The 22,472-nt window shown below is 65.3% G+C and carries 18 protein-coding genes; 10 read left to right on the forward strand and 8 right to left on the reverse strand.

The window, feature by feature from the left end; translation table 11 throughout:
- Nucleotides 1-99 precede the first annotated feature (99 nt).
- The 3 genes from J7548_RS03110 to J7548_RS03120 all read left to right on the forward strand — a co-directional run bounded on the left by J7548_RS03110 (nt 100) and on the right by J7548_RS03120 (nt 4,016).
- Nucleotides 100-1,374 carry an FAD-dependent oxidoreductase gene (locus tag J7548_RS03110; RefSeq protein ID WP_290970172.1) on the forward strand — a complete coding sequence of 425 codons (1,275 nt, stop codon included), beginning with the start codon at nt 100-102 and terminating at the stop codon, nt 1,372-1,374.
- A gap of 169 nt (nt 1,375-1,543) precedes the next feature.
- Nucleotides 1,544-3,112 carry an NAD(P)H-hydrate dehydratase gene (locus tag J7548_RS03115; protein WP_290970175.1) on the forward strand — a complete coding sequence of 523 codons (1,569 nt, stop codon included), beginning with the start codon at nt 1,544-1,546 and terminating at the stop codon, nt 3,110-3,112.
- Nucleotides 3,066-4,016, forward strand: a complete 951-nt coding sequence (locus J7548_RS03120; RefSeq protein WP_290970177.1) for a DMT family transporter — start codon at nt 3,066-3,068, stop codon at nt 4,014-4,016. Before J7548_RS03115 ends, J7548_RS03120 begins: the two co-directional genes overlap by 47 nt.
- Nucleotides 4,017-4,036: 20 nt before the next feature.
- On the opposite strand, the gene J7548_RS03125 is transcribed toward J7548_RS03120, so the two are convergent.
- Entirely contained in the window at nt 4,037-4,753 is a 717-nt protein-coding gene (locus J7548_RS03125; RefSeq protein WP_290970178.1) for an ABC transporter ATP-binding protein, read from the reverse strand.
- 22 nt (nt 4,754-4,775) lie between these two features.
- On the opposite strand from J7548_RS03125, the gene J7548_RS03130 reads away from it, so the two are divergent.
- Nucleotides 4,776-5,426: an arylesterase gene (locus J7548_RS03130; protein WP_290970180.1), complete on the forward strand. Its 651-nt coding sequence runs from the start codon at nt 4,776-4,778 to the stop codon at nt 5,424-5,426.
- Between the two features lie 77 nt (nt 5,427-5,503).
- On the opposite strand, the gene J7548_RS03135 is transcribed toward J7548_RS03130, so the two are convergent.
- From J7548_RS03135 to J7548_RS03145, 3 genes are all read right to left on the reverse strand, one after another.
- Nucleotides 5,504-6,223 carry a glutamine amidotransferase gene (locus J7548_RS03135; protein WP_290970181.1) on the reverse strand — a complete coding sequence of 240 codons (720 nt, stop codon included), beginning with the start codon at nt 6,221-6,223 and terminating at the stop codon, nt 5,504-5,506.
- 291 nt (nt 6,224-6,514) lie between these two features.
- The gene (locus J7548_RS03140) at nt 6,515-8,434 is read right to left on the reverse strand and encodes a SurA N-terminal domain-containing protein (protein WP_290970184.1); all 1,920 of its coding nucleotides are present in this window, start codon (nt 8,432-8,434) and stop codon (nt 6,515-6,517) included.
- A 186-nt stretch (nt 8,435-8,620) separates the two neighbouring features.
- The gene (locus J7548_RS03145) at nt 8,621-9,133 is read right to left on the reverse strand and encodes a TonB family protein (protein ID WP_290970187.1); all 513 of its coding nucleotides are present in this window, start codon (nt 9,131-9,133) and stop codon (nt 8,621-8,623) included.
- A gap of 352 nt (nt 9,134-9,485) precedes the next feature.
- Here J7548_RS03145 and J7548_RS03150 point away from each other — a divergent pair, with 352 nt between their 5' ends.
- From J7548_RS03150 to J7548_RS03165, 4 genes are all read left to right on the forward strand, one after another.
- Nucleotides 9,486-10,622 (forward strand): putative 2-aminoethylphosphonate ABC transporter ATP-binding protein, encoded by a 1,137-nt coding sequence (locus J7548_RS03150; RefSeq protein ID WP_290970189.1) that lies wholly within the window; start codon nt 9,486-9,488, stop codon nt 10,620-10,622.
- Complete coding sequence (locus tag J7548_RS03155) at nt 10,622-12,367, forward strand: putative 2-aminoethylphosphonate ABC transporter permease subunit (RefSeq protein WP_290970192.1); 1,746 nt, start codon at nt 10,622-10,624, stop codon at nt 12,365-12,367. Before J7548_RS03150 ends, J7548_RS03155 begins: the two co-directional genes overlap by 1 nt.
- A 62-nt stretch (nt 12,368-12,429) precedes the next feature.
- Complete coding sequence (locus J7548_RS03160; protein ID WP_290970195.1) at nt 12,430-13,455, forward strand: putative 2-aminoethylphosphonate ABC transporter substrate-binding protein; 1,026 nt, start codon at nt 12,430-12,432, stop codon at nt 13,453-13,455.
- A gap of 104 nt (nt 13,456-13,559) precedes the next feature.
- Nucleotides 13,560-14,756 carry a TIGR03364 family FAD-dependent oxidoreductase gene (locus tag J7548_RS03165; RefSeq protein ID WP_290970198.1) on the forward strand — a complete coding sequence of 399 codons (1,197 nt, stop codon included), beginning with the start codon at nt 13,560-13,562 and terminating at the stop codon, nt 14,754-14,756.
- Between the two features lie 69 nt (nt 14,757-14,825).
- Here J7548_RS03165 and J7548_RS03170 read toward each other — a convergent pair whose 3' ends face one another.
- From J7548_RS03170 to leuC, 3 genes are read right to left on the reverse strand one after another with little or no spacing between them, the layout of a single operon-like run.
- Nucleotides 14,826-16,148 carry a 2-hydroxycarboxylate transporter family protein gene (locus tag J7548_RS03170; RefSeq protein WP_290970201.1) on the reverse strand — a complete coding sequence of 441 codons (1,323 nt, stop codon included), beginning with the start codon at nt 16,146-16,148 and terminating at the stop codon, nt 14,826-14,828.
- 49 nt (nt 16,149-16,197) lie between these two features.
- Nucleotides 16,198-16,845, reverse strand: a complete 648-nt coding sequence (leuD, locus tag J7548_RS03175; protein ID WP_290970204.1) for a 3-isopropylmalate dehydratase small subunit — start codon at nt 16,843-16,845, stop codon at nt 16,198-16,200.
- A complete protein-coding gene (gene leuC, locus J7548_RS03180) occupies nt 16,832-18,250 on the reverse strand; it encodes a 3-isopropylmalate dehydratase large subunit (RefSeq protein ID WP_290970207.1) in 1,419 nt (472 codons plus the stop codon). The genes leuD and leuC overlap by 14 nt, the downstream gene beginning before the upstream one ends.
- A gap of 125 nt (nt 18,251-18,375) precedes the next feature.
- On the opposite strand from leuC, the gene J7548_RS03185 reads away from it, so the two are divergent.
- Together J7548_RS03185 and J7548_RS03190 are read left to right on the forward strand one after the other, a co-directional pair.
- Entirely contained in the window at nt 18,376-19,266 is an 891-nt protein-coding gene (locus J7548_RS03185) for a LysR family transcriptional regulator (protein WP_290970210.1), read from the forward strand.
- A gap of 375 nt (nt 19,267-19,641) precedes the next feature.
- Complete coding sequence (locus J7548_RS03190) at nt 19,642-21,309, forward strand: MFS transporter (RefSeq protein ID WP_290970213.1); 1,668 nt, start codon at nt 19,642-19,644, stop codon at nt 21,307-21,309.
- A 123-nt stretch (nt 21,310-21,432) separates the two neighbouring features.
- Here the strand turns inward: J7548_RS03190 and J7548_RS03195 are convergent, their stop codons facing one another.
- Nucleotides 21,433-22,326 carry a LysR family transcriptional regulator gene (locus tag J7548_RS03195; protein ID WP_290970215.1) on the reverse strand — a complete coding sequence of 298 codons (894 nt, stop codon included), beginning with the start codon at nt 22,324-22,326 and terminating at the stop codon, nt 21,433-21,435.
- Between the last annotated feature and the right edge of the window lie 146 nt (nt 22,327-22,472).

Genomic DNA, 22,472 nt, shown 5'->3' on the forward strand with positions numbered 1-22,472 from the left:
TTCGAGGTATCATTCCGGCCGCATCGGAAACGCCGCCGCCAAGGCGGCCGCCCGATGACGATGACAACAGCGGCCTGATCCGCCATTAAGACAGACAGAGTGAACAACACACATCGACAGATCGCCGTCATCGGCGGGGGACTTTCAGGGATTTGCAGCGCCTATTTCCTGGCCGCCAAGGGGTATGAGGTGGCCGTGATCGAACGGCGCGCCCACGTTGCCGAAGAAGCCACTTTCGGCAATTCCGGCCTGCTCGCGCCCGGATTGGCGATGCCGCTGACGCTGCCCGGCGCCTTTTCCACCTTCGCCTGCCGTTTCCAGGAGGAACCGCGCGTCTTGCTGGCCCCGGGAACCGACCTCAAGCGCAACCGCTGGATGCGCCAGGCGCGCCAGGCCCAGCAGCAGCGCTTCGCCGACAACAAGCTCCGGCTCACGCGCCTGTCGGCCTACGGCCAGGAACTCACGCGCCAGTTGCAGGAGCACTACGCCATGGAGCATGAAAACGGCAACGGCGTGTTCCATCTGTTCCGCACCCCGGCCGAAGCCGCCCGCATGGCGCCCTTGCAAGAAGCCGCGCAGCAATGCGAGATCAAGCACAAGGCGCTGGACACCGCCGCGATCCGCCTGCTGGAACCCGCTTTTTCTTCCGAAGCCGCCCTGGCCGGCGCGCTCTACTACCCGGACGACATCGCCGGCAATTGCGTGCTGTTCGCCAAGCAGATGCGCAATGCCGCCCAGGAGCTGGGCGTCACCTTCCATTTCGGTTCGGCCGTCAAGGCGATCCAGCCCGAATTCGGCGGCCGAGTGGCGCTGGAACTGGAATCGCAGCACCTGCCCGGCCGCATCACCACCGATGGCGTAGTGCTGGCCGCCGGCATGCAAACCGCCGAACTGCTGCGCCCGCTGGATACGCCGTTGCCGCTGCGCGCCCTGCAAAGCTATTCGGCGCTGGTGCCGGTCAAGAACCCCGACGACGCGCCCAACATGGCGCTGTTCGACGACAGCTACAAGGTCGCCATGGCGCGCCTGGGCAACCGCATCCGCATCACCGGCCTGCTCGGTTTCACACCGCCGTCGCAGGCGATCCCGCCCAAGGCGCTGCGCAACCTGCTCAAGATCGCCGGCGACTACTACCCGAACGCCGCCAACTACAACCAGGCGCACTTCTGGAGCAGCACGATCCCCCTCCTGCCCAGCGGCATGCCGCTGTTCGGCCCGACCCGCCACGGCAACGTCTTCGTCAACGTCGGGCACGGCGTCGCCGGCTGGGCGGCCGCCGTGGGCTCGGCGCGCGCGCTGGCCGACATGGTGGCCGGCGAGCAGCCGGAAGTGGATCCGGAAGGCTTCCTGCCGCAGGATCTGGCGGCTGCCTGAGCTTCTCTTCAACCCCGGCTTCCGCCGGGGTTTTCGTTTGCATCGATTTTTTTCATCTGGGTGCTTGCAACGTGCTGCGCGCAATTGACTTAGAATGATTTCGAGGCAGCCCCCCACCTCCGCAGTCCATTCCGTTCAACAGCAAGCCCAACGCACAGCGATCACAGCCATGAGCGCGCTCTATTCCGTTGCCGAAATCCGCGAAGTCGAGCAGGCTGCCCTGTCCGGGCTCCCGTCCTATACCCTGATGCAGCGCGCCGGCGCGGCGGTGGCCGAATACGCGCAGCAACTGCTGTGCTCGGCCACCGAATCCTCGCCTTCGGTGCTGATCCTGGCCGGCCCCGGCAACAACGGCGGCGATGCGCTGGAGGCTGCCTGCATCCTGGAAGAAGCCGGCATCGAAGTCGCCGTGCAGCTGCATGCCGATCCGGACAAGCAACCGGAGGATGCGCGCCGCGCCCTGGAGCGCGCCCGCGAAGCCGAAATCTGGTTCATCGACGACCTCACGCCGGCCGGCCTGCGCGAGCAGTCGTGGGCGCTGGTGATCGACGGCCTGTTCGGCATCGGCCTGACGCGCGCGCCTTCCGGCAAGCTGCGCGCCATCATCGACTATGTCAACGGCCTGCCCTGCCCGGTCTTGTCCATCGACGTTCCCAGCGGCCTCAATGCCGACACCGGCAGCATCGTCGGCGGCGCCGACGGCGCGGCGATCGACGCTACCCACACCATCACCTTCATCGGCGACAAGCCCGGCCTGCACACTTGTGAAGGCAAGGACCATAGCGGCGTTATCGAACTGCAAGCGCTGGACATCGATCCCGGCTGCTACCGGCCGACCCGCGCCTTCCTCAACGGGCCGGCGCATTTCGCGGCCTCGCTCAAGCCGCGCGCCAACAACTCGCACAAGGGCAGCTATGGCGACGTGATCGTGGTCGGCGGCGCCCGCGGCATGGCCGGCGCACCGGTGCTGGCGGCCCGCAGCGCGGCGTTCGGCGGCGCCGGGCGGGTCTACCTGGCGTTCGTCGAGGACGGCCCGGCCTACGACAGCATGCATCCCGAGCTGATGTTCCGCCTCGCCGACCGCGTCGAGTTCGGCCCCGGCGCGACGCTGGTGGTCGGCCCCGGCATGGGCACCTCGCGCCATGCGCACGACATCCTTTCCCGCGCGCTCGACAGCCAGGCCGACATCGTGCTCGATGCCGACGCCCTCAACCTGATTTCGGCCGAGCCGGTCTTGCAGCACAAGCTGCAGCATCGCCGCGGCAGCAATGGCGACACCACCAGCATCCTCACCCCGCACCCGCTGGAAGCGGCGCGCCTGCTCGACACCACCACCCAGAATATCCAAAGCGACCGGCCGCAGGCCGCCCGCATGCTGGCGCGCCACTTCAATGCCATCACCATCCTCAAGGGCGCCGGTACCGTGATCGCCTTCCCCGACGGTGAAATCTCGGTCAACCCGACCGGCAACCCGGCGCTGTCCACTGCCGGTACCGGCGATGTGCTGTCCGGCCTGTGCGGCGCGCTGCTGGCGCAAGGCTGGCCCACGCGCGCCGCCGCGCTGGCCGCCACCTGGATCCACGGCGCCGCCGCCGACCGGCTGGTGGCGCAAGGGCTGGGACCGGTGGGGCTGACCGCCAGCGAATTCATCCCGGCCATCAGGGCCGTGTTCAACAACATCATCCGAGACCATGTCCACCAGCGCCCTGCCGCAATTCCGCATCGCCCCCACGCCTAAGCTCTGGCTGGGAATCATCTTTCTGGTTACCGGATTGTGGACGCTGTCCCTGCTGGATGCGGCCGGCAAGCTGCTGGCCATCTCCGGCTACCACGTGGTGATGATCGCGTGGATGCGCTACAGCATCAACGTGCTGTTCATGGCGTTCACGCTGGTGCCGCTATACCAGAAGCGCACCGGACGCAGCATCTTCCGCTCCAACCGGCCGGGCCTGCAGATCGGCCGCGGCGCGCTGCTGCTGGGATCGACGCTGGTCTTTTTCTCGGTATTGAAGGTGGTGCCGCTGGCCGAAGGCACGGCGATGAACTTCTGCGCGCCGCTGATCGTGCTGGCGATCTCGCCCTGGCTGCTGGGCGAGACCACCTATTTGTCGCGCTGGATCGCGGTGCTGGTGGGGTTTACCGGGATGCTGATCGTGATCCGCCCCGGCGGCGACATTCCGCCGCACGGCGTGGCGCTGGGCCTGCTGTCGGCGCTGACGATGGCGCTGATGTCGATCCTCAACCGCAAGGCCAACCAGGCCGACGATCCGATGGTGACGCTGTTCTACGGCGCGCTGATGGGCAGCGGCCTGTCCACGCTGGCGGTGCCGTTCTTCTGGAGTTCGCACTCGCCGACGCTGGTGGAATGGGCGATCCTGATTTCCACCGGCATCACCGGCACCATCGGCCACTTCCTGCAGAACAACGCCTACCGCCACGCCGAAGCCTCGGTGCTCACGCCCTTCTTCTACGCCCAGATCATCTCGGCCTCAGGCATGGGCTGGCTGGTGTTCGGCCAGTTCCCCGACCGCATCACCCTCCTCGGCATCGCCGTCATCTGCGCCAGCGGCATGGGCATCGCCTATGTCGAGCACAGGCGCGCGCATCCGCTGCCGGCGGCCGATCCGATGGAGTCCGTGTAACCAGGTTCTAAAAACCTGCTTCAGGTGCTGGCCGCCAAACGGCCGGCCGCGATAGTGATGGTGCGCGCGCAACGCGCGGCGATGGAATTGTCGTGGGTCACCAGCACCAGCGTCGAACCGCGTTCCTCATTCAGTTCGAACATCAGCCGGATCACCGATTCGCCGGTGGCCGCATCCAGGCTGCCGGTGGGCTCGTCGGCCAGCAACAGCGGCGGCTCGGTGACGAAGGCGCGCGCCAGCGCCACGCGCTGCTGCTCACCGCCGGAGAGGTATTTCGGGTAGTGCTTCAGACGGCTGCCCAGTCCCACCCGCTCCAGCATCCGCTCGGCCTTGGCGCGGGCCTGGCCGTCGCCGCGCAGCTCCAGCGGCAGCATCACGTTTTCCAGCGCGTTCAGGTGGCCCAGCAACTGGAAGGACTGGAACACGAAACCCAGCTTGCGCTTGCGCAGCGCCGCCCGGCCGTCCTCATCGAGGGCGAAGATGTCCTCGCCATCGAGCCGCACGGAACCTTCGCTGGGGGTATCCAGCCCCGCCAGCAGCCCCAGCAGCGTGGACTTCCCGGAGCCGGAAGCGCCGACGATGGCCAGCGTGGTACCGGGCGCCACGGTAAAATCGATCCCCGACAGGATCGTGAGCTGGCCGGATTCGGCCGAGGCATCGGCCACGCGTTTGGATAACCGAAGGACTTCAATGGCAGGAACAGCGGAAATGGCGACAGCAGTGGCGGCAGCGGACATGCAGGGCATTCGGGCAAGAAGGATGGCGGCATTCGCAGCGCGGACCGGCATCAAGGCATGGTTGCGGCTGCTGGCGGGCATCGCCCTGGTGCTGGCGGCGATGAGCGCTTATTCTGCCCCAAAAACCCTGCTCGTGCTCGGCGACAGCCTGTCGGCGGAATACGGCCTGGCCCGCGGCGCCGGCTGGGCCGGGCTGCTGCAGCAGCGCCTGCGGCAGCACAAGGTCGATGCGCTGGTGGTCAACGCCAGCATCAGCGGCGACACCACCATCGGCGGCAAGAACCGCCTGCCGTCCCTGCTGGAAAAGAACAAGCCCGACATCGTCCTGATCGAACTGGGCAGCAACGACGCCCTGCGCGGCCTGCAGCTCAACGCCACGCAAGACAACCTGCAGGCCATGATCGACCTGGCGCACCAGCACAAGGCCCGGGTGCTGCTGGTCGGCATGCAGATCCCGCCCAACTACGGCGCCGACTACACGCGCCGCTTCTCGGAGATGTTCCGGGACCTGTCCAAACGGAACAAGGCGCCGCTGGTGCCGTTCTTCATGGATGGCATCGCCGCCGACATGGATTTGTTCCAGTCCGACCGCATCCATCCCAACGAACGGGCGCAGCCGATGCTGCTGGATAACGTCTGGCCGCATTTGAAGCCGCTGGTCGGCCTCAAATAATTCCGCGGCAATAAAAAACCCTTGCCGCCGGAATCGGGGCAAGGGTTGCATTTGCTTCCGGCGATGCGCCGCAGTGCTCAGTGGCGCGCGTACAAATCCAGGAACCGGCGCAGCAAGCCGGTCGATTGCGGCGTTTCGCTGACCTTTTCGCACAGCGCCGCGGCATCGATGCCGCAACCGCGATACACCTCGGCGTAATAGTTCAAATGGGCCCGCACGAAGGCCGGCGAGAATTCCGGGTGGAACTGGGTCGAATAGATGTTCTCGGCATGCTTGAGCATGTGGTGCGGATCCATCGGCGAACGCGCCATCACGATCGCCTCGCTGGGCGGGCGCAGCACCGACTGCATGTGCAGCATGTGCGCCGGAAAGCTGGCCGGCAACTCGCCCAGCAAGGCATCCTTGCGGCAGCAGTCGTAGGTTTGCACATGCATGGTGCCGGCCGCGCGGCCGGCCGGGTTGTAGCCGACTTCGCCGCCGAAGGCGTAGGTCAGCAACTGGTGGCCGTAGCAGATGCCGAACATCGGCGTCTCTTCCTGCGCAGCATCGCGCAGCCATTCGGCGGTGCGCTCGCTCCAGTCTTCCTTGTCGGTCACCATGGCGGGCGAGCCGGTGATGAAGACCGCGCGGTACGAACAGGGCGAGCGCAGCGCCTGGCCTTCGTAGACGGTCACGATTTCGGTGTCATGGTCGGCCAGTCCGGCGGCGTGGCGGATCTGCTGCGCGTAGCTGCCGTAGCTGCTTTTGAGGGTTTGGTTGGGATCGCCGGTTTGGATGATCAGGACTGGAGCTGGCATGGAAAGCGATGGTCGACTATTCAATGGCTAATGCTGCAACGACGCAAGCGGCAATCGGGATGACAAGAAGATGGCGGCGCGCCGGAAGCGACACGGAATTCCCGTGTACTGAAAAACGGTGAATTGCCGCTAATCCCCCCTCTTCGTGCCCTTCCCTCACGCATTTCCCGACATGCTGCGCCGCCTCCATGATGAAACAAAAAAGGCCGCTGGAAAAGCGGCCTTTATAAATTTTTTACCAAATTGTCGCACCCATGCATCTTTGCCGCCCCTCAGGGCGGCAAAGATACATTATTTGGCGGAATCGTCGGCGCTGACCGAGGCCGCTCCCTTGAGCAGCTTGGTCTTGGCCTTCTCGCGCAGGTAGCCGAGGTAGGCCAGCGCTTCCTGCTGCGACAGCGCGCTGGCGATCTGCTCCTGCTCGGCCTTGCGGCGCGCCGTGTCCACCACCTTGGGCTGTTCGACCTTGGTCACGCGGAAGATCTGGTAGCCCAGGCCCGGCGTTTCGACGCCCGCGTAAGCCGGCAGCTTGGCGGTGTCGACCTTCATGACGGCATTGAATGCCTCCTGGGTCCAGCCCTCGGCCTTGACGCGCGACACCACCTTGGCGTCGCTGAAGCCGGCGCCGTCGTCCTTGGCCTGCAGTTGCGCCAGGCGGGCCTGGCCGGCCTTGGTGGCCAGCGCCTGCTCTTCCTGCTGCAGCACGGCCTTCTGGACATCGGCCTTGACCTCGTCGAATGCGCGCATGGCTACCGGCTTGTACTCGGTGATGCGTCCGGCCACCAGCGTGTTGGGCGCGACCTGGACGGTCTCGGAATTGTGCTTGGCCTTGATCACGTCGTCGGTGAACAGCGCCGCCAGGAACTTGCCGTTGTTGTACGGCGCGGCGCCTGCGGCCGGGTTGGGCGTACGGGCGACACCGGTAGCGGTCTGGATCTTCAGTTTCAGCTTGTCCGCCACCGCCTTGAGGCTGTCGCCGTTTTCATAGACCAGGTTGTTGAACTGGTCGGCCATCTCGGAATACTTCTTGGCGGCGATCTGCTTCTTGATCTCGCCGGCGATCTCGTCCTTGACGGCTTCCAGCGGCTTGACCGCGGCCGGCTTGATGCCGGTGACTTCGATCACGTGGTAGCCGAAGTCCGATTCCACCGGGTCGCTGATCTCGCCCTGCTTCAGGCCGAACGCGGCATCTTCGAACGGCTTGACCATCGCGCCGCGGCCGAAGAAGCCCAGGTCGCCGCCGTTGGCGGCCGAGCCCGGATCTTGCGAATCGGCCTTGGCCAGCTTGGCGAACTCGCCCGGATTCTTGCGCAACTGGGCGACCAGGCCTTCGGCCTTGGCCTTGGCCGCAGCCTTGTCGGCGGCCGGCGCATCCTTCTTGACCGCGATCAGGATATGGCTGGCGCGGCGCTGCTCTTCGGTCGAATACTGCTTCTGGTTCTGCTGGTAGTAGGACTTGATGTCGTCGTCGGTGACCTGCGATTGCGCGGCCACCGCGGCGGCGTCCAGCACCACGTATTCGATGCCGGCCTGCTCCGGCGTCTCGAAACGCTTGCCGTTCTTGTCGTAGTAGGCCTTGAGCATGTCATCGGTCATCTTGACCTGGGCGGCGTAGGCGTCCGGCTTGAAGTTGAGCATCTGCACCGTGCGCTCCTGGTCGTTCAGGTTCGACAGGTTGTCGGCCACGGTCTTGGGCGCGAAAGCGGTGGTCTGGATCGCCGCGTTCAGCTGCTGCAGCGCCATCTCGCGGCGCAGGCTGGCCTCATAGCCCTTCGGGGTCATGCCCTGGGCCGCCAGCAGCACACGATATTGCTCGTTGTCGAAGCTGCCGTCCGGCTTGGTCAGGCCCGGGATCTGCAGGATGCTCTGCTGCAGCGCCTGGTCGGGCACCACCAGCTTGCTGGCCACCACTTCGGCGCCCAGCGCGCGTTGCGCGATCAGGTTGTCGAGGATGGCGCGGCGCGCCTCGGGGGTATCGAACAGCTTGGAATCGAACTGATTGCCATACGCCTGGCGCATGCGCTCCAACTGCTGGCGATGCGCGGCATCCCACTCTTCCTTGGTGATGGTCTGGCCGGCCACCTTGGCCACGCCGCTGTCATCGGTCAGGCGGCTGTAGCCCTCCAGGCCGAAGAAGGCGAACGACGGGAAAATGAACAGCAGCAGCAGGAACTGCATCAGGCGCTGGTGGGTACGAATGAATTCAAACATGAATAGCCAATCAATAAACGATCCGTCAATGAAAGTGCGCACCTGCCACCCGGATCGGGTAATAAAAAAGGCGAACTCACGTTCGCCCTGATCCGGCGGAGCGGTAACCGCTCAGGCGCACGCACTCAGTCGTGCACGCGCGACATTATACACATGCCAATCCTTGGGAACACCCTTGCTTCCGCCTCATTCGCCCATCTGCGCCAGCGCCACGCTGCGCAGCTGGAAGCGCCCGTCGTTGTTGAACAGCCAACTTTCCGACAATTCGATGCGGCCTTGCCGCAGCAGCGCTTCCGGCGGCTTGGGGAAAGGCGCCGTGTTTTTCAGGCTGCCCAGCGCGCTGGCCTCGGCCTGCCTGTCGCGGTTGCTGCGCAGGATCTCGCTCCTGACCAGGTTGCCGTCGCGGTCAACCACATACTTGAGCACGATCACCGACCTCAGCAAGGCTTGCGGGCGCTCGGCATAGACACTGGCGAAATTCACCTGCGAGATGCGCCTGGCCAGGTCCTGCTTGTAGCCCTCGACGGTGGTGGCTGTCGAGGTCGCGGCCCGGCCCTGTTCGATGGCGGACTTGGCCGATTCGTCGCGCTGCTGCGTGCTTTCCGGCCCGGAGCAAGCCGCCAGCCATGCCGCCGCGCCGATCCCGGCCAGCGCCAGCCGGGATGGCCCGCGATATCTCCATTTGCTTGTCTGATCCATGTTCATTCTCCCGGCATATCGCCGATGACGGCCCGCCTGCTTCCTCTGGCTTTTCGTACATTCTTGCCTGCACGCAAGCCAGCTTCCCTGGCCATCCAGGCAACGGAATTTCGACAACATTTCAGCGCCGCCATTCCATCCTCGGCTGCAAGCTGCCTCATCCATAACTTCAATCTATAGGTCGGATATTACCCCGCTATCACAGGGGGAGCTGTCATCCAGCAGTCATATTTGGCCCGTAACATCCGCTTGCCTCGAGACCGGCAACTTCCCGCAAACGCGCTACAGCGCTGAATTCCGGCAAGCATAACAAACCATTGCAGCGGCGCCACCAGCCAGACCAGCCAAATAGATGATGCAGATTTCTTCCGAGCTTCCGAACGCCTCCCGGCACCATGCCGGCAACCTGCCTCCTGCCGACGGCAGCGAGACTTTCCTGTCGGTGCGCGACATTGAAAAGCGCTTCGGCGCCTTCACCGCGCTGGATCGCGTTTCGCTCGAAGTCAGGCAGGGCGAGATGGTCTGCCTGCTGGGTCCCTCCGGCTGCGGCAAGACCACCCTGCTGCGCACCATCGCCGGGCTGGAACGCCAGGACGCCGGCAACCTGCAGGCCGGCGGGCGCGACATCTCGCTGCTGCCGCCGCAGGCGCGCGATTACGGCATCCTGTTCCAATCGTACGCGCTGTTTCCCAACCTCAGCGTGGAAGACAACGTCGCCTACGGCCTGAACACCGCGCGCAAGCTGTCGCGCCAGCAAAAGCAGGCACGCGTGGCCGAGATGCTGGCCATGGTCGGCCTGGCCGGCAGCGAGCGCAAATATCCCAGCCAGCTCTCCGGCGGCCAGCAGCAACGCGTGGCCCTGGCGCGCGCGCTGGCGCCCTCGCCTTCGCTGCTGCTGCTCGACGAGCCGCTATCGGCGCTGGACGCCCAGGTGCGCGAACACCTGCAACTGGAAATCCGCCGCCTGCAGAAGGAATTCCGCATCACCACCCTGATGGTCACGCACGACCAGGAAGAGGCGATGGTGATGGCAGACCGCATCGCCGTCATGAACCGCGGCCGCATCGAGCAGTTCGGCACGCCCGGCGAAATCTACCGCCGCCCGGCCTCGCCCTTCGTGGCCGACTTCATCGGCCAGTCCAACTGGCTGCCGTTCACCCGCATTTCCGGTTCGCAAGTTGCCGTCGGCTCGCTGCAGCTGGAAATCCGGCCGGAGGAAGAGGAATTGTCCAGCGGCCGCCTGTTCTGCCGGCCCGAGGCGATCGACCTGTTCCCCGGCGAACAAGCCGCCAACCGCTTCCAGGCGCGCGTGGTCGACCGCATCTACCTCGGCAACCGCTATCGCATCGCCCTGGCGGCCGACGCCCTGCCGGGCCAGACGCTGGTGGCCGACGTCATGGATGAAGAGCATGAGCGCCTGGCCGCCATGCACGGCGGCGAAGGCATCTGGATCGCGCTGCCGCGCCAATCGCTGCAGGTGTTCGTCTGATGAGCAACAGCACCGCCATGCCCTCCGCCGCTCCCGTCATGTCCGATAGCGGCGCCAGGCCGCTGCAGCGACCGGCGCAACATATCGACCGCAGCCAATTGCTCACCACCGGCCTCAAATGGCTGCTGCTGGCCGCCCTGCTGCTGGGCCTGGCCGGCCCGCTGGCATTCATCCTGACGCAGGCGGTGCTCACGCCCGAAGGAAGCTGGGCCGGCTTGCAACCGTTCGCCACGCTGTTCTCCAACATCAATTTCCTGCCCATGCTGGGGCGCAGCCTGTGGGTGTCGCTGGTCACCGCGCTGGTGACGGTGCCGCTGGCCTATGCCTTCGCCTATGCCCTGCAGCGCACCTGCATTCCGTTCAAGCCGGTGTGGCGCGGCATCGGCCTGTTGCCGCTGCTGGCGCCCTCGCTGCTGCCGGGCATCGCGCTGATCTACCTGTTCGGCAACCAGGGGCTGTTCAAGGAGATGATGGGCGGCAGCATCTACGGCTTCTGGGGCATCCTACTGGGCGAGGTGTTCTATACCTTCCCGCATGCGCTGATGATCCTGCTCTCGGCCCTGTCGCAAGCCGACGGCCGCCTGTACGATGCGGCCGCCGCCATGGGGTCGTCGCGCTGGCGCACATTCAAAAGCGTCACGCTGCCGGCTACGCGCTACGGCATCTTCGGCGCCTTCTGCCTGGTGTTTACGCTCACCATCACCGACTTCGGCGTGCCCAAGATCGTCGGCGGCGCCTACAGCGTGCTGGCGGTGGAAGCCTACAAGGCGGTGGTCGGCCAGCAGCAATTCGGCCGCGGCGCGCTGATCGGCCTGTTGCTGCTGGTGCCGGCGGTACTGACCTTCGCGGTCGACGCCTGGCTGCAGCGCCGCCAGCGGGCCCAGATGAGCAGCCGCTCCGAACCCTACGTACCGCGCCCCGACTGGCGCCGCGATGGCGCCAACCTGGCCGCGGTGACGCTGCTGGCCGCCGCCATCCTGATCGTCATTGCCGTCGCCATCGGCGCCTCGCTGGTCAAGCTGTGGCCGTACAACCTTCAACTCACCCTGCGGCACTACGACTTCGACAACATGGACGGCGGCGGCTGGCTGGCCTACTGGAACAGCCTCAAGCTGGCCTGCGGCACCAGCGTCATCGGCACCCTCGTCATCTTCACCGGCGCCTGGCTGATGGAAAAGACACGCGGCCCGGCCGTGCTCGGTCCCGTGCTGCGGTTCCTGTGCTTCCTGCCGATGGCGGTGCCCGGCCTGGTGCTGGGCCTGGGCAGCCTGCTGTTCTTCAACCATCCGGCCAATCCGTTCAACTTCCTGTACGGCACGATGGCGTTGCTGGTGCTGTGTTCGGTGGCGCACTTCTACACCACCGCGCACCTCACCGCCGTCACCGCCCTGAAGCAACTCGATCCCGAATTCGAAGCCGCCTCGCTGTCGCTGAAGGTGCCGCTGCTCAAGACCTTCGTGCGCGTCACCGTGCCGCTGTGCCTGCCGGCGCTGCTGGAAATCTTCCGCTACCTGTTCGTGTCGTCGATGACGACCGTCTCGGCGGTGATCTTCCTGTACCGCCCCGATACGGTGTTGGCCTCGGTCGCCGTGCTCAACATGGACGATGCCGGCGACGTCGGCCCGGCCGCGGCGATGTCGACGCTGATCCTGCTGACCTCGGCTGCCGCCTCGCTGCTGATGCACGCCGCCGGCAGCCGCTGGATCTCCCGCGCCCAGGCCTGGCGACGCGGGCGCGGCCACTGACCCGATTTTTCCATCCGGCGTTCCTCAAACGCTCTTTCAACCCAGCCCATCCAAAGGCCATCATGAAAAAAACCACGCTGTTCAAACTGCTCGCATCGGTCATCGGCGCCGGCATGCTGTTCTCGGCGCACGCCGCCACCACGCTGACGGTCTACACCGCCCTCGAAGCGGACCAGATCAAGGCTTACCAGGCCGCCTTCCAGAAGGCCAACCCGGACATCGAGATCAAGTGGGTGCGCGACTCCACCGGCATCGTCACCGCCAAGCTGCTGGCCGAAAAGGCCAACCCGCAGGCCGACGTGATCTGGGGCCTGGCCGCCACCAGCCTGGCCATGCTGGACAAGGAAGGCATGCTGACCCCGTACGCGCCCAAGCCCCTGTCCAACATCGAAGCCAAGTACCGCAGCGCCGCCAACCCGCCGGCCTGGGTCGGCATGGACGTGTGGGCCTCGGCGATCTGCTTCAACACCGTGGAAGCGCAGAAGCTGGGCCTGCCCAAGCCGACATCCTGGGCCGACCTGACCAAGCCGGTCTACGCCGGCAAGATCGTGATGCCGCACCCGGCATCTTCCGGCACCGGCTACCTGGACGTCTCCGCCTGGCTGCAGATGATGGGCGAGGACAAGGGCTGGGCCTACATGGACGCCCTGCACAAGAACATCGGCCAGTACACCCACTCCGGCTCCAAGCCTTGCAAGCAGGCCGCCACCGGCGAGTTCCCGATCGGCATCGCGTTTGAATACCGCGCCGTGAAGACCAAGAAGGAAGGCGCACCGATCGACGTGATCCTGCCGTCCGAAGGCCTGGGCTGGGACATCGAAGCCACCGCCATCGTCAAGGGCACCAAGAACCTGGAAGCCGCCAAGAAACTGGCCGACTTCTCGGCCAGCAAGGAAGCCATGGCCCTGTATGAAAAAAACTTCGCCGTGGTCGCCATGCCCGGCATCGCCAAGCCGGACGAACTGCTGCCGTCCGACTACGAGAAGCGCCTGGTCAAGAACGACTTCACCTGGGCCAGCACCAACCGCGACCGCATCCTGACCGAGTGGAGCAAGCGCTACGAAAGCAAGGCCGAAAAGAAGCAATAAGCCTGCGCCGCAATACGTAAATACGTAAGGCAGTACCGGCCTGTGCCACACCGTGGCGCAGGCCGCAAAAGCAATCGAAGCAAACGCAATCAGATGGAGCACGCATGAACAACACCGGTCCCCACCACTTCGACCTGGCCGTGGTCGGCTCCGGCATCCTCGGCCTGGCGCATGCCTACGCCGCCGTCAAGCGCGGCCTGCGCGTGGCCGTGTTCGAACGTACCGGCACCCCGCTGGGTGCTTCGATCCGCAATTTCGGCATGGGCCTGGTCACCGGCCAGCCGCCCGGCATCATGCTGGACCTGGCTCGCGAAAGCCGTGCACTGTGGCTGCACCTTGCCGCCCGCGCCAACTTCAGCGCGCGTGAAGCCGGCACCCTGCTGTTCGCCCGCACCGAGGCCGAACGCGACGTACTGCAGGAATTCATGATCGTGCGCGCGCGCCAATACGAATACCGCGCCTCGCTGCTGCAAGGCGACAAGCTCAACGCCCTCTACAACGGCCGCTTCCGCCACCACCTGGCGGTGCTGCACGGCACCGAAGACTTGCAGCTCTATTCCCGCGAAGCGATGCCGGCCCTGGTGGCCTACCTGCATTCGCAGGGCGTGCATTTCCGTTTCAACACGCTGGTGCATGGCGCCGGCGACGGCCGCCTGTCGACCACCGCGGGCGAATTCCGCGCCGAACGCGTGGTGGTGTGCTCCGGCCACGACTACCAGACCCTGTTCGCCGACAAGCTGCAGGCGATGAACCTGAAACAATGCCGCCTGCAGATGCTGCGCGTGAAGGCCCAGGACGCGTTGCCGCTGACGCATGCGGTGCTGACCGGCCTGTCCTGCACCCACTACGGCGCCTTCGCCGACCTGCCCACCGCGCGCGCGGTGCATGCCGAGATCGACGCCACCGCGCCGCTGCTCAACAAGCACGGCATCCACCTGCTGGTCAGCCCGACGCCGTACCAGGAGCTGATCGTCGGCGATTCACATTACTACGGCACAGACTCGCCGCCGTTCAACAGCGAAGAGATCGACCAACTGATGATCGGCCTGGCCGAACATACGCTGGCTACCCGCGTGCAGGTGCTGGAACGCTGGCAAGGCGTGTACGGCAGCAAGGGGCCGGGGCCGTTCTCGGCGCTGCCGATCGACGACAAGACCACGGCCGTGCTGATGCATACCGGCATCGGCATGAGCGTCGGCCTGGGGCTGGGCGAACGCGTGGTCAAGGCGCTGCTGGCCGGCGACGAGCTGCCCGCCGGCACGCCCGCCGCCGCGCCTGCGCCGGTCACGGCCTTGGCCTGAACAGCGCACACCTGTCATGAAGAACGGCGCCCACGGGCGCCGTTCTTGTTCCTGCATGCGCAATGACAATCAATAAAACAGCTTCATCAACACCGTGGCGAACACCACCATCGCTGCCCCGCCGATGCGCGTGGAAATCTGTGCGAACGGCATCAGCCCCATGCGGTTGGACGACGACAGGATGGCCACGTCGCCGGTGCCACCCAGGCCGCTATGGCAGGCCGTGATGATGGCCGACTCCACCGGATACATCCTGAGCCAGGCGCCGACGAAGAACCCGGCCGCCACCATGGCCAGCACAATGGCCGCGCAGATGACGAAATAGGCCGGCGTGAATGCCGCCACCAGCTTGTCCCACGAGACGAACAGCGTCCCCAGTCCAACCAGGATGGCGAAGGTCAGGTTGGTCGACATGAACTTGTACATCTGGTACGCACCGGTCTCCATGCTCTCGGGAATGGTCCGCACCACCTTCAGCAGCGCCGCCGCCACGATCATCAGCACCGGCCCGGGAATGCCGGTCAACGGCGCCATCAGCTCGCCCAGGATGAACAGCGTGCAGGCCAGCAGCAGCCCTGCTCCCATCAGGCGCAGGTCAAGCGGCGCATCGTCCTTCTTCTCGCGCAGCAGCGCCTGGTCTTCACCGGTGCGCACCAGCATGCCGTCGCCGCTGTGGTGGGGATATTTCTCGCCGAAGCGCTTGAGCAGGCCGGCCGACAGGATCGCCACCACATTGCCCACCAGCGCCGCCGGCACCAGCGAGGCGATCAGGTCGCCCTGCGGCGTACCCAGGATGTGCGAATAACCGATCGACAACGGCAGCACGCCTTCGCCGATGCCGCCGCCGAGGATGGGAACGACGATGAAGAAGAAGGTGTGCCTGGGGTCGTAGCCGAACGCCAGGCCGGCTAGGATGCCCGCCGCCACCGCTGCGGCGGTACCCACCAGCAAGGGCACGAACATCTTCAGGAAGCCCTGGATCAGGATCTTGCGGTTCATGCCGAGGATGCTGCCGGCCACCAGGCAGGCGATGTAGAGGTATTGCAGGTTGGCCGTCTTCATCGTGACGGTGATGGTCTTGAGCGCGGCCGGGTCCATCAGCTTGAAGCCGATCAGCGCCGACGGCACGAACAGGCACAGGATGGCCGGGCCGCCGATGTTGTTGAGCAAGGGAATGCGCTTGCCGATTTCCGACAGCAACAGCCCGGACAGCATCAGCACGGCAAAACCGCCGATCATGTCGTTGGGCAGGCGCCCGCTGGCGAGCGCCAGCACGGTCACCAGCGTGACTGCTGCGAACATCGGCAATGGCATGCCGCCGATGCGGAATTGTGCGAGTGCGAAACGACGGCCGAGCGCCGGCGCGTCCTGCGGGATGCTTGGACTTTCCATGTTTGTCTCCTGTTGGATTGTAGGTATTGGTTTTCGGCCCCGACGGGCATCAATCGACGGCGAACGCTGCCTGCTGGACCGGCAAATCGAGCTGCATCCACGGGCTCTGCGCTCGGTGCTTCCGTTCGAATTCGGCAATGGCGCCGGCGTCGGCCAGCGTCATGCCGATCATGTCCAGGCCTTCGGTGAACATGCGCTTCTGGCGCGGCGGCAGCTCGAAGGCATATTCGGCGCCGTCGGCGGCCACCACGCGCTGGCGCTGCACGTCGATCGCCACATTGCTGCAATCGGGATTGCCGACAGTCGCGGCCAGCGCCGCCACCGAGGCCGCATCCAGCGTCACCAGCAGCAGCCTGTTGTTCTGCGCGTTGAAGTAGAAGATCTCGCCGAAGCTGGGTGCGATCACTGCCTCGATGCCGGCCTGCATCAGCCCCCAGACCGCATGCTCGCGGCTGGAGCCGCAGCCGAAGTTGGCGCCGGCCACCAGGATGCGGGCGCCCTGGTACTGCGGCCGGTTCAGCACGAACTCCGGCCGCGGACGGCCCTCGCCGTCCATGCGCAGGTCGTACAGCACGCCGCGCGCCAGGCCGCTCTTGTCGATGCCCAGCAAGAATTGCTTGGGCATGATCTGGTCGGTGTCGAGGTTGTCGATGGGAAGCGGCGCGGCGATGCCGGCCACGGTGTCACGCCGGCTCATGGGCGAACTCCTTGCGCACGTCGACGATGCGGCCGGCCAGGGCGGCAGCCGCGGCCATCGCCGGACTCATCAGGTGGGTACGGGCGCCACGTCCCTGGCGTCCCTCGAAATTGCGGTTGGTGGTGGAGGCGCAGCGCTGGCCCGGCTGGAGCACATCGTCGTTCATCGCCAGGCACATCGAACAGCCCGGCTGGCGCCACTCGAAACCGGCGGCGATCAGGGCATCGGCCAGCCCTTCCCGCTCGGCCTGTTCGCGCACCCGGCCGGAACCCGGCACCACCATGGCGCGCACGCCCGGCGCCACGCGGCGCCCGCTCACCACGGCCGCCACCTCGCGCAGGTCCTCGATGCGCGCATTGGTGCAGGAACCGATGAAGACGTGGTCGACCGCCAGCCCATCCAGTGCGCCGCCCGCCTCCAGCCCCATGTAGCCGAGCGCCTTGGCGGCATTGGCCTGTTCCACCGGATGCGGCGGCAGCGCCGGAATCCGGCCGCCGATCGGGATCGCCTGGTCGGGACTGGTGCCCCAGGTGACATAAGGCGCGACGGCATCGGCATCGAAGCGATGTTCGGTGTCGAATACAGCGTCAGCATCGGATTTCAGCGCGCGCCATTGCGCCATCGCGGTCGAGATATCCCCGGGCGGCATGTCGCGGATGCGTTCGGCCACGTAGCGCACGCTGACCTCGTCGGGCGCGATCAGCGCGCCACGCGCGCCGGCTTCCACCGTCATGTTGCACAAGGTCATGCGGGCCTCGGCCGACAGCGCTTCGATGGCGCTGCCGCAATACTCCACCGCATAGCCGCGCGCGCCCTGCGCGCCGATGCGCGCGATGATGTGCAGCACCAGGTCCTTGGCGGTGACGCCGCCGCCCAGATTGCCGTTGACGCAGATGCGCATGTCCTGCGCAACGCGGTAGACCAGCGTCTGCGTCGCCAGCACATGCTCCACTTCGGAAGTGCCGATGCCGAAGCCCAGCGCGCCCAAGGCGCCGTAGGTAGTGGTATGGCTGTCGCCGCACAGCACCACCATGCCGGGCCGGATCAGGCCGATCTCGGGCGCCACCACGTGTTCGATGCCCTGCTCGCGGTCGTTCACGTCGAATAGGTAGATGCCGTGCTGGCGGCAGTTGCGGGTGAAATTGGTGGCCTGCCGGGCGGCGGCGTCGATCACGATAGTCCGGCGGTCGCGCGCCACCGGATGCGTCGGGATCACATGGTCGACGATGCCCATCTGCTTTTCGGGGCAGCGCACCGGCAGGTTCTTCTCGGCCAACCCGGCGAACGCCTGCGGGCTGGTGTACTCGTTCATGATGTGCAGGTCGGCGTACAGCGCGACGTGCTGCGCATCGACGCGGAATACCGTGTGGCTGTCCACGATCTTCCGGTAAAGCGTTTTTCCCACGGTCTCCTCCTGATGTGTCATGCGATGGATACATCGCTTCATCTGACGGAAACCAGTGTAACTTCACCGATCAATGTGCATAATACATACTCATTTAAGCTATTTTTAAATTTAACTTAACAATAATGGATCCGATCAGCGACCTCGAATTCTTCACCCGGCTGGTGCGCTACGGCAGCCTGTCGGCGCTGGCGCGCGACCTCGGCGTGACGCCGCCGGCCGTCAGCGCGCGCCTGGCGGCGCTGGAAAAGCGGCTGGGCGTGCGCCTGCTCAACCGCACCACGCGGCGGCTGGCCATGACGCAGGAGGGCGAGCTGTATCTCGCCACCGGTTCGAAGTTGCTGGAAGACGTGCAGGAGCTGGAGCGCATGGTATCGAGCAGCCGCGATGTGCCGCGCGGGCTGCTGAAGGTGAACGCCACCTTCGGCTTCGGCCGCCGCCATATCGCGCCGGCCTTGTCGGCATTCCGGCAGTGCTGCCCGGAAGTGGACGTGCAGCTGGACCTGACCGACCGGCCGCTGAACCTGGCCGAGTCCGCCTTCGACGTCGGCATCCGCTTCGGCGAACCGCCCGACTCGCGGCTGGTGGCGCGGCGGCTGGCCGCCAACCGTCGCCTGCTGTGCGCCGCGCCCGCCTACCTCGATGCGCACGGCGTGCCCGCATCGCCGGACGGCCTGCGCGGGCACCGCTGCATCGTGCTGCGCGAGAACGACACCGCCTACGGCACCTGGCACTTCAGCAAAGGCAAGCGCCACCAGACGGTAAAGGTGCATGGCGCGATGAGCAGCAACGACGGCGAAGCCACGCTGCAATGGGCTCTGGACGGCCACGGCCTGCTGCTGCGTTCGCAATGGGATGTGCAGGAACATATCGGCAGCGGTCGCCTGCGCCGCGTGCTGCCCGACTGGGAACTGCCGCCGGCCGATATCTATGCGGTCTACCCCGAGCGCCTGAACCTGTCAGCCAAGGTAAGGGTCTTCGTCGATTTTCTTGAAAAGGCGATCCGCCTGCCCTGATGTGCCGCGCACGCCATTCGCTGCACTGCAAACAAAAAACGGCCCGAAGGGTGCTTGGCAACGCTAATTTTTTGCTGCACTGCGAACATATTCCGGCCGTTTTTCCCTGTAAGCCTGTGTAAGTTTCAAGCAAGTCCTGCGTAAGTTTTTGGTCGCACACTCGGCGCGTGGACAAGTGGGCCATTACGCAAGCAATGCGGAACCAATATCGCAGTTTGTGTAGGAATCCGTTGACGACCATCGCCGGGGCGAAGTCGTCGACGGGTTGAAACGGGGATGGTGTCGCAACTTCATGCATGGCATCTCCGCTGCGTTCTTGCATAACGCCCCATTCGGCCATGCATCAACCAACCCAATTAAAACTAGGAGACCAGCATGACGACAGCATCAGTCAGCACGACTGCGCGCGGCATCACACCTGAGGAGCGCAAGGTCATTTTCGCATCCTCGCTCGGCACCGTTTTCGAATGGTATGACTTTTACCTGTACGGTTCGCTGGCGGCCATCATCGCCAAGCAGTTCTTCGCCGGCACCGACCCCAACACCGCGTTCATCTTCGCGCTGCTGGCGTTCGCAGCGGGCTTCATCGTGCGCCCGTTCGGCGCGCTGGTGTTCGGCCGCCTGGGCGACCTGGTCGGACGCAAATACACCTTCCTGGTGACCATCCTGATCATGGGCGCGTCGACCTTCATCGTCGGCATCCTGCCCAACTACAACTCGATCGGCATTACCGCGCCGATCATCCTGATCGCCCTGCGCATCCTGCAAGGTTTGGCGCTGGGCGGCGAATACGGCGGCGCAGCCACCTACGTGGCCGAACACGCGCCGGAAGGCCGCCGCGGCGCCTTCACCGCCTGGATCCAGACCACCGCGACCCTGGGCCTGTTCCTGTCGCTGCTGGTGATCCTGGGCGTGCGCACCTCGGTGGGCGAAGCCGCTTTCGCCGAATGGGGCTGGCGCATTCCGTTCCTGGTCTCGATCCTGCTGCTGGCCATTTCGGTGTGGATCCGCCTGTCGATGAATGAATCCCCGGCGTTCCTGAAGATGAAGTCGGAAGGCAAGACCTCCAAGGCGCCGCTGACTGAAGCCTTCGGCCAGTGGAAGAACCTGAAGCTGGTGATCCTGGCCCTGATCGGCCTGACCGCCGGCCAGGCCGTGGTGTGGTATACCGGCCAGTTCTACGCGCTGTTCTTCCTGACCCAGTCGCTCAAGGTCGACGGCGCCACCGCCAACATCCTGATCGCGCTGGCCCTGCTGCTGGCCACCCCGTTCTTCATCTTCTTCGGCTCGCTGTCGGACAAGATCGGCCGCAAGCCCATCATCCTGGGCGGCTGCCTGATCGCCGCGGTGACCTACTTCCCGATCTTCAGCGGCCTGACCCACTTCGCCAACCCGGCGCTGGAAGCCGCGCTGCAAAAGGCACCGGTGGTCGTGACCGCCGATCCGGCCAGCTGCCAGTTCCAGTTCAACCCGACCGGCACCAAGAAGTTCACCTCCTCGTGCGACATCGTCAAGGCCAAGCTGTCGGCCGCTTCGGTGAACTACGAGAACGCGGTCGGCGCACCGGGCTCGGTGGCGACCGTCAAGATCGGCGACAAGATCATCACTTCGTACAATGCCGCCGGCCTGTCCAAGGAAGAAGCCGCAGAGAAGGACAAGGCCCTGTCCAAGGAACTGGCTGACGACATCAAGGCCGCCGGCTACCCGACCAAGGCCGATCCGGACCAGATGAACAAGCCGATGGTCCTCTTGCTGCTGTTCATCCTGGTGCTGTACGTGACCATGGTCTACGGCCCGATCGCCGCCGCCCTGGTGGAAATGTTCCCGACCCGCATCCGCTACACCTCGATGTCGATGCCTTACCACATCGGCAACGGCTGGTTCGGCGGCCTGCTGCCGACCACCTCGTTCGCGCTGGTGGCCTTCAAGGGCGACATCTACTACGGCCTGTGGTATCCGATCGTCATCGCCCTGGTGACCTTCGTGATCGGCCTGCTGTTCGTCAAGGAAACCGTCCACAACAACATCTACGCCGTCGACTGAACGGTGTAATCCGGGCCGCCTTGCATGGCGGCTCGCGCAGCAAACTTCCTTCAAAGCTGGGCCGGGCGGAACCGGATATCCGCCCGGCCCTTTTCAATGGGCGAACCCGCCCTTGCCGCCTGCTCAGGCAGCGGCCTTCTCTTCCAGCAATTCCAGCAAACCCTGCGCCGCGATCGATAGGCTGCGTTCCTTGGGCGTGACGATCAGCAGCGGCCGCACCAGTTCCGGCGCGTCCAGCGGAATCGCCACCAGGTTGGGCAGGCGAAACTGGAACAGCGTCAGCTCCGGCACCACGCTCACCCCCAGCCCGCTTTCGATCAGTCCCGCCACGGTAGCCAGGTGTTCCACTTCCAAACCGGTGTTGATGACGCCGCCGGGATGCAACAGCGCGTCCAGGTGCTGGCGCACGCTGGTCGAGCGCGCCAGGTGGATCAGTTCGCAGCCGGCCAGCTGGGAGACCTTGATGCGCCGTTTTCCGGCCAGCTTGTGATCGCGCCGGCACACCAGATAGAACGGGTCGGAACACAGCGGCCGGGTATCGAATTCCAGCAAGTTGGGCCCCGGCGCGGCCAGCGCGATATCCACCTTGCCCTGGCGCAGCAGGTCGAGGCAATGGTCCGATATGGCATCGAACAATTCCAGCGCCACGCCCGGGTAGCGCCGCCGGTACTCGGCCAGCAGCGGCGGCAGCCAGCCGGCGGCCAGCGAAGGCAGCGCGGCGATGGCAACCCGGCCCTTGCGGCGCGCCACATAGTCGCTCATGTTGGAAAACGCCGACTCGATGTCGGCTACCAGCTGGCGCGCCACTTCGACGAACAATTCGCCTTCCGGCGTCAGCGTCACGTTGCGCGTATCGCGTTCGAACAGGCGCGCGCCGGCGGCTGCCTCCAGCTTCTGGATCATCACGCTGAAGGCCGATTGCGAAACGTGGCAGCGCTCGGCCGCATGGCCGAAATGGCGGCAATCGGCCAAGGCCAGGAAGGCCTGCAGCAAGCGGGTCGAGATGTTGGTTTGCATGGTGGACGAGGGATAGGTTGATTGATCTGAAAAACAGATTAATCAATCGAAAAAATCAACTTTACAACAAAATTGCCAAAAACCTACACTCGCCATGCCTTCCCCTTGCGTCAACACGGCACAGAAAAACCAAGCCGGGCCGCAGC

It is taken from the genome of Herbaspirillum sp. (genome assembly GCF_017744395.1).
Taxonomy (GTDB): domain Bacteria; phylum Pseudomonadota; class Gammaproteobacteria; order Burkholderiales; family Burkholderiaceae_D; genus Herbaspirillum.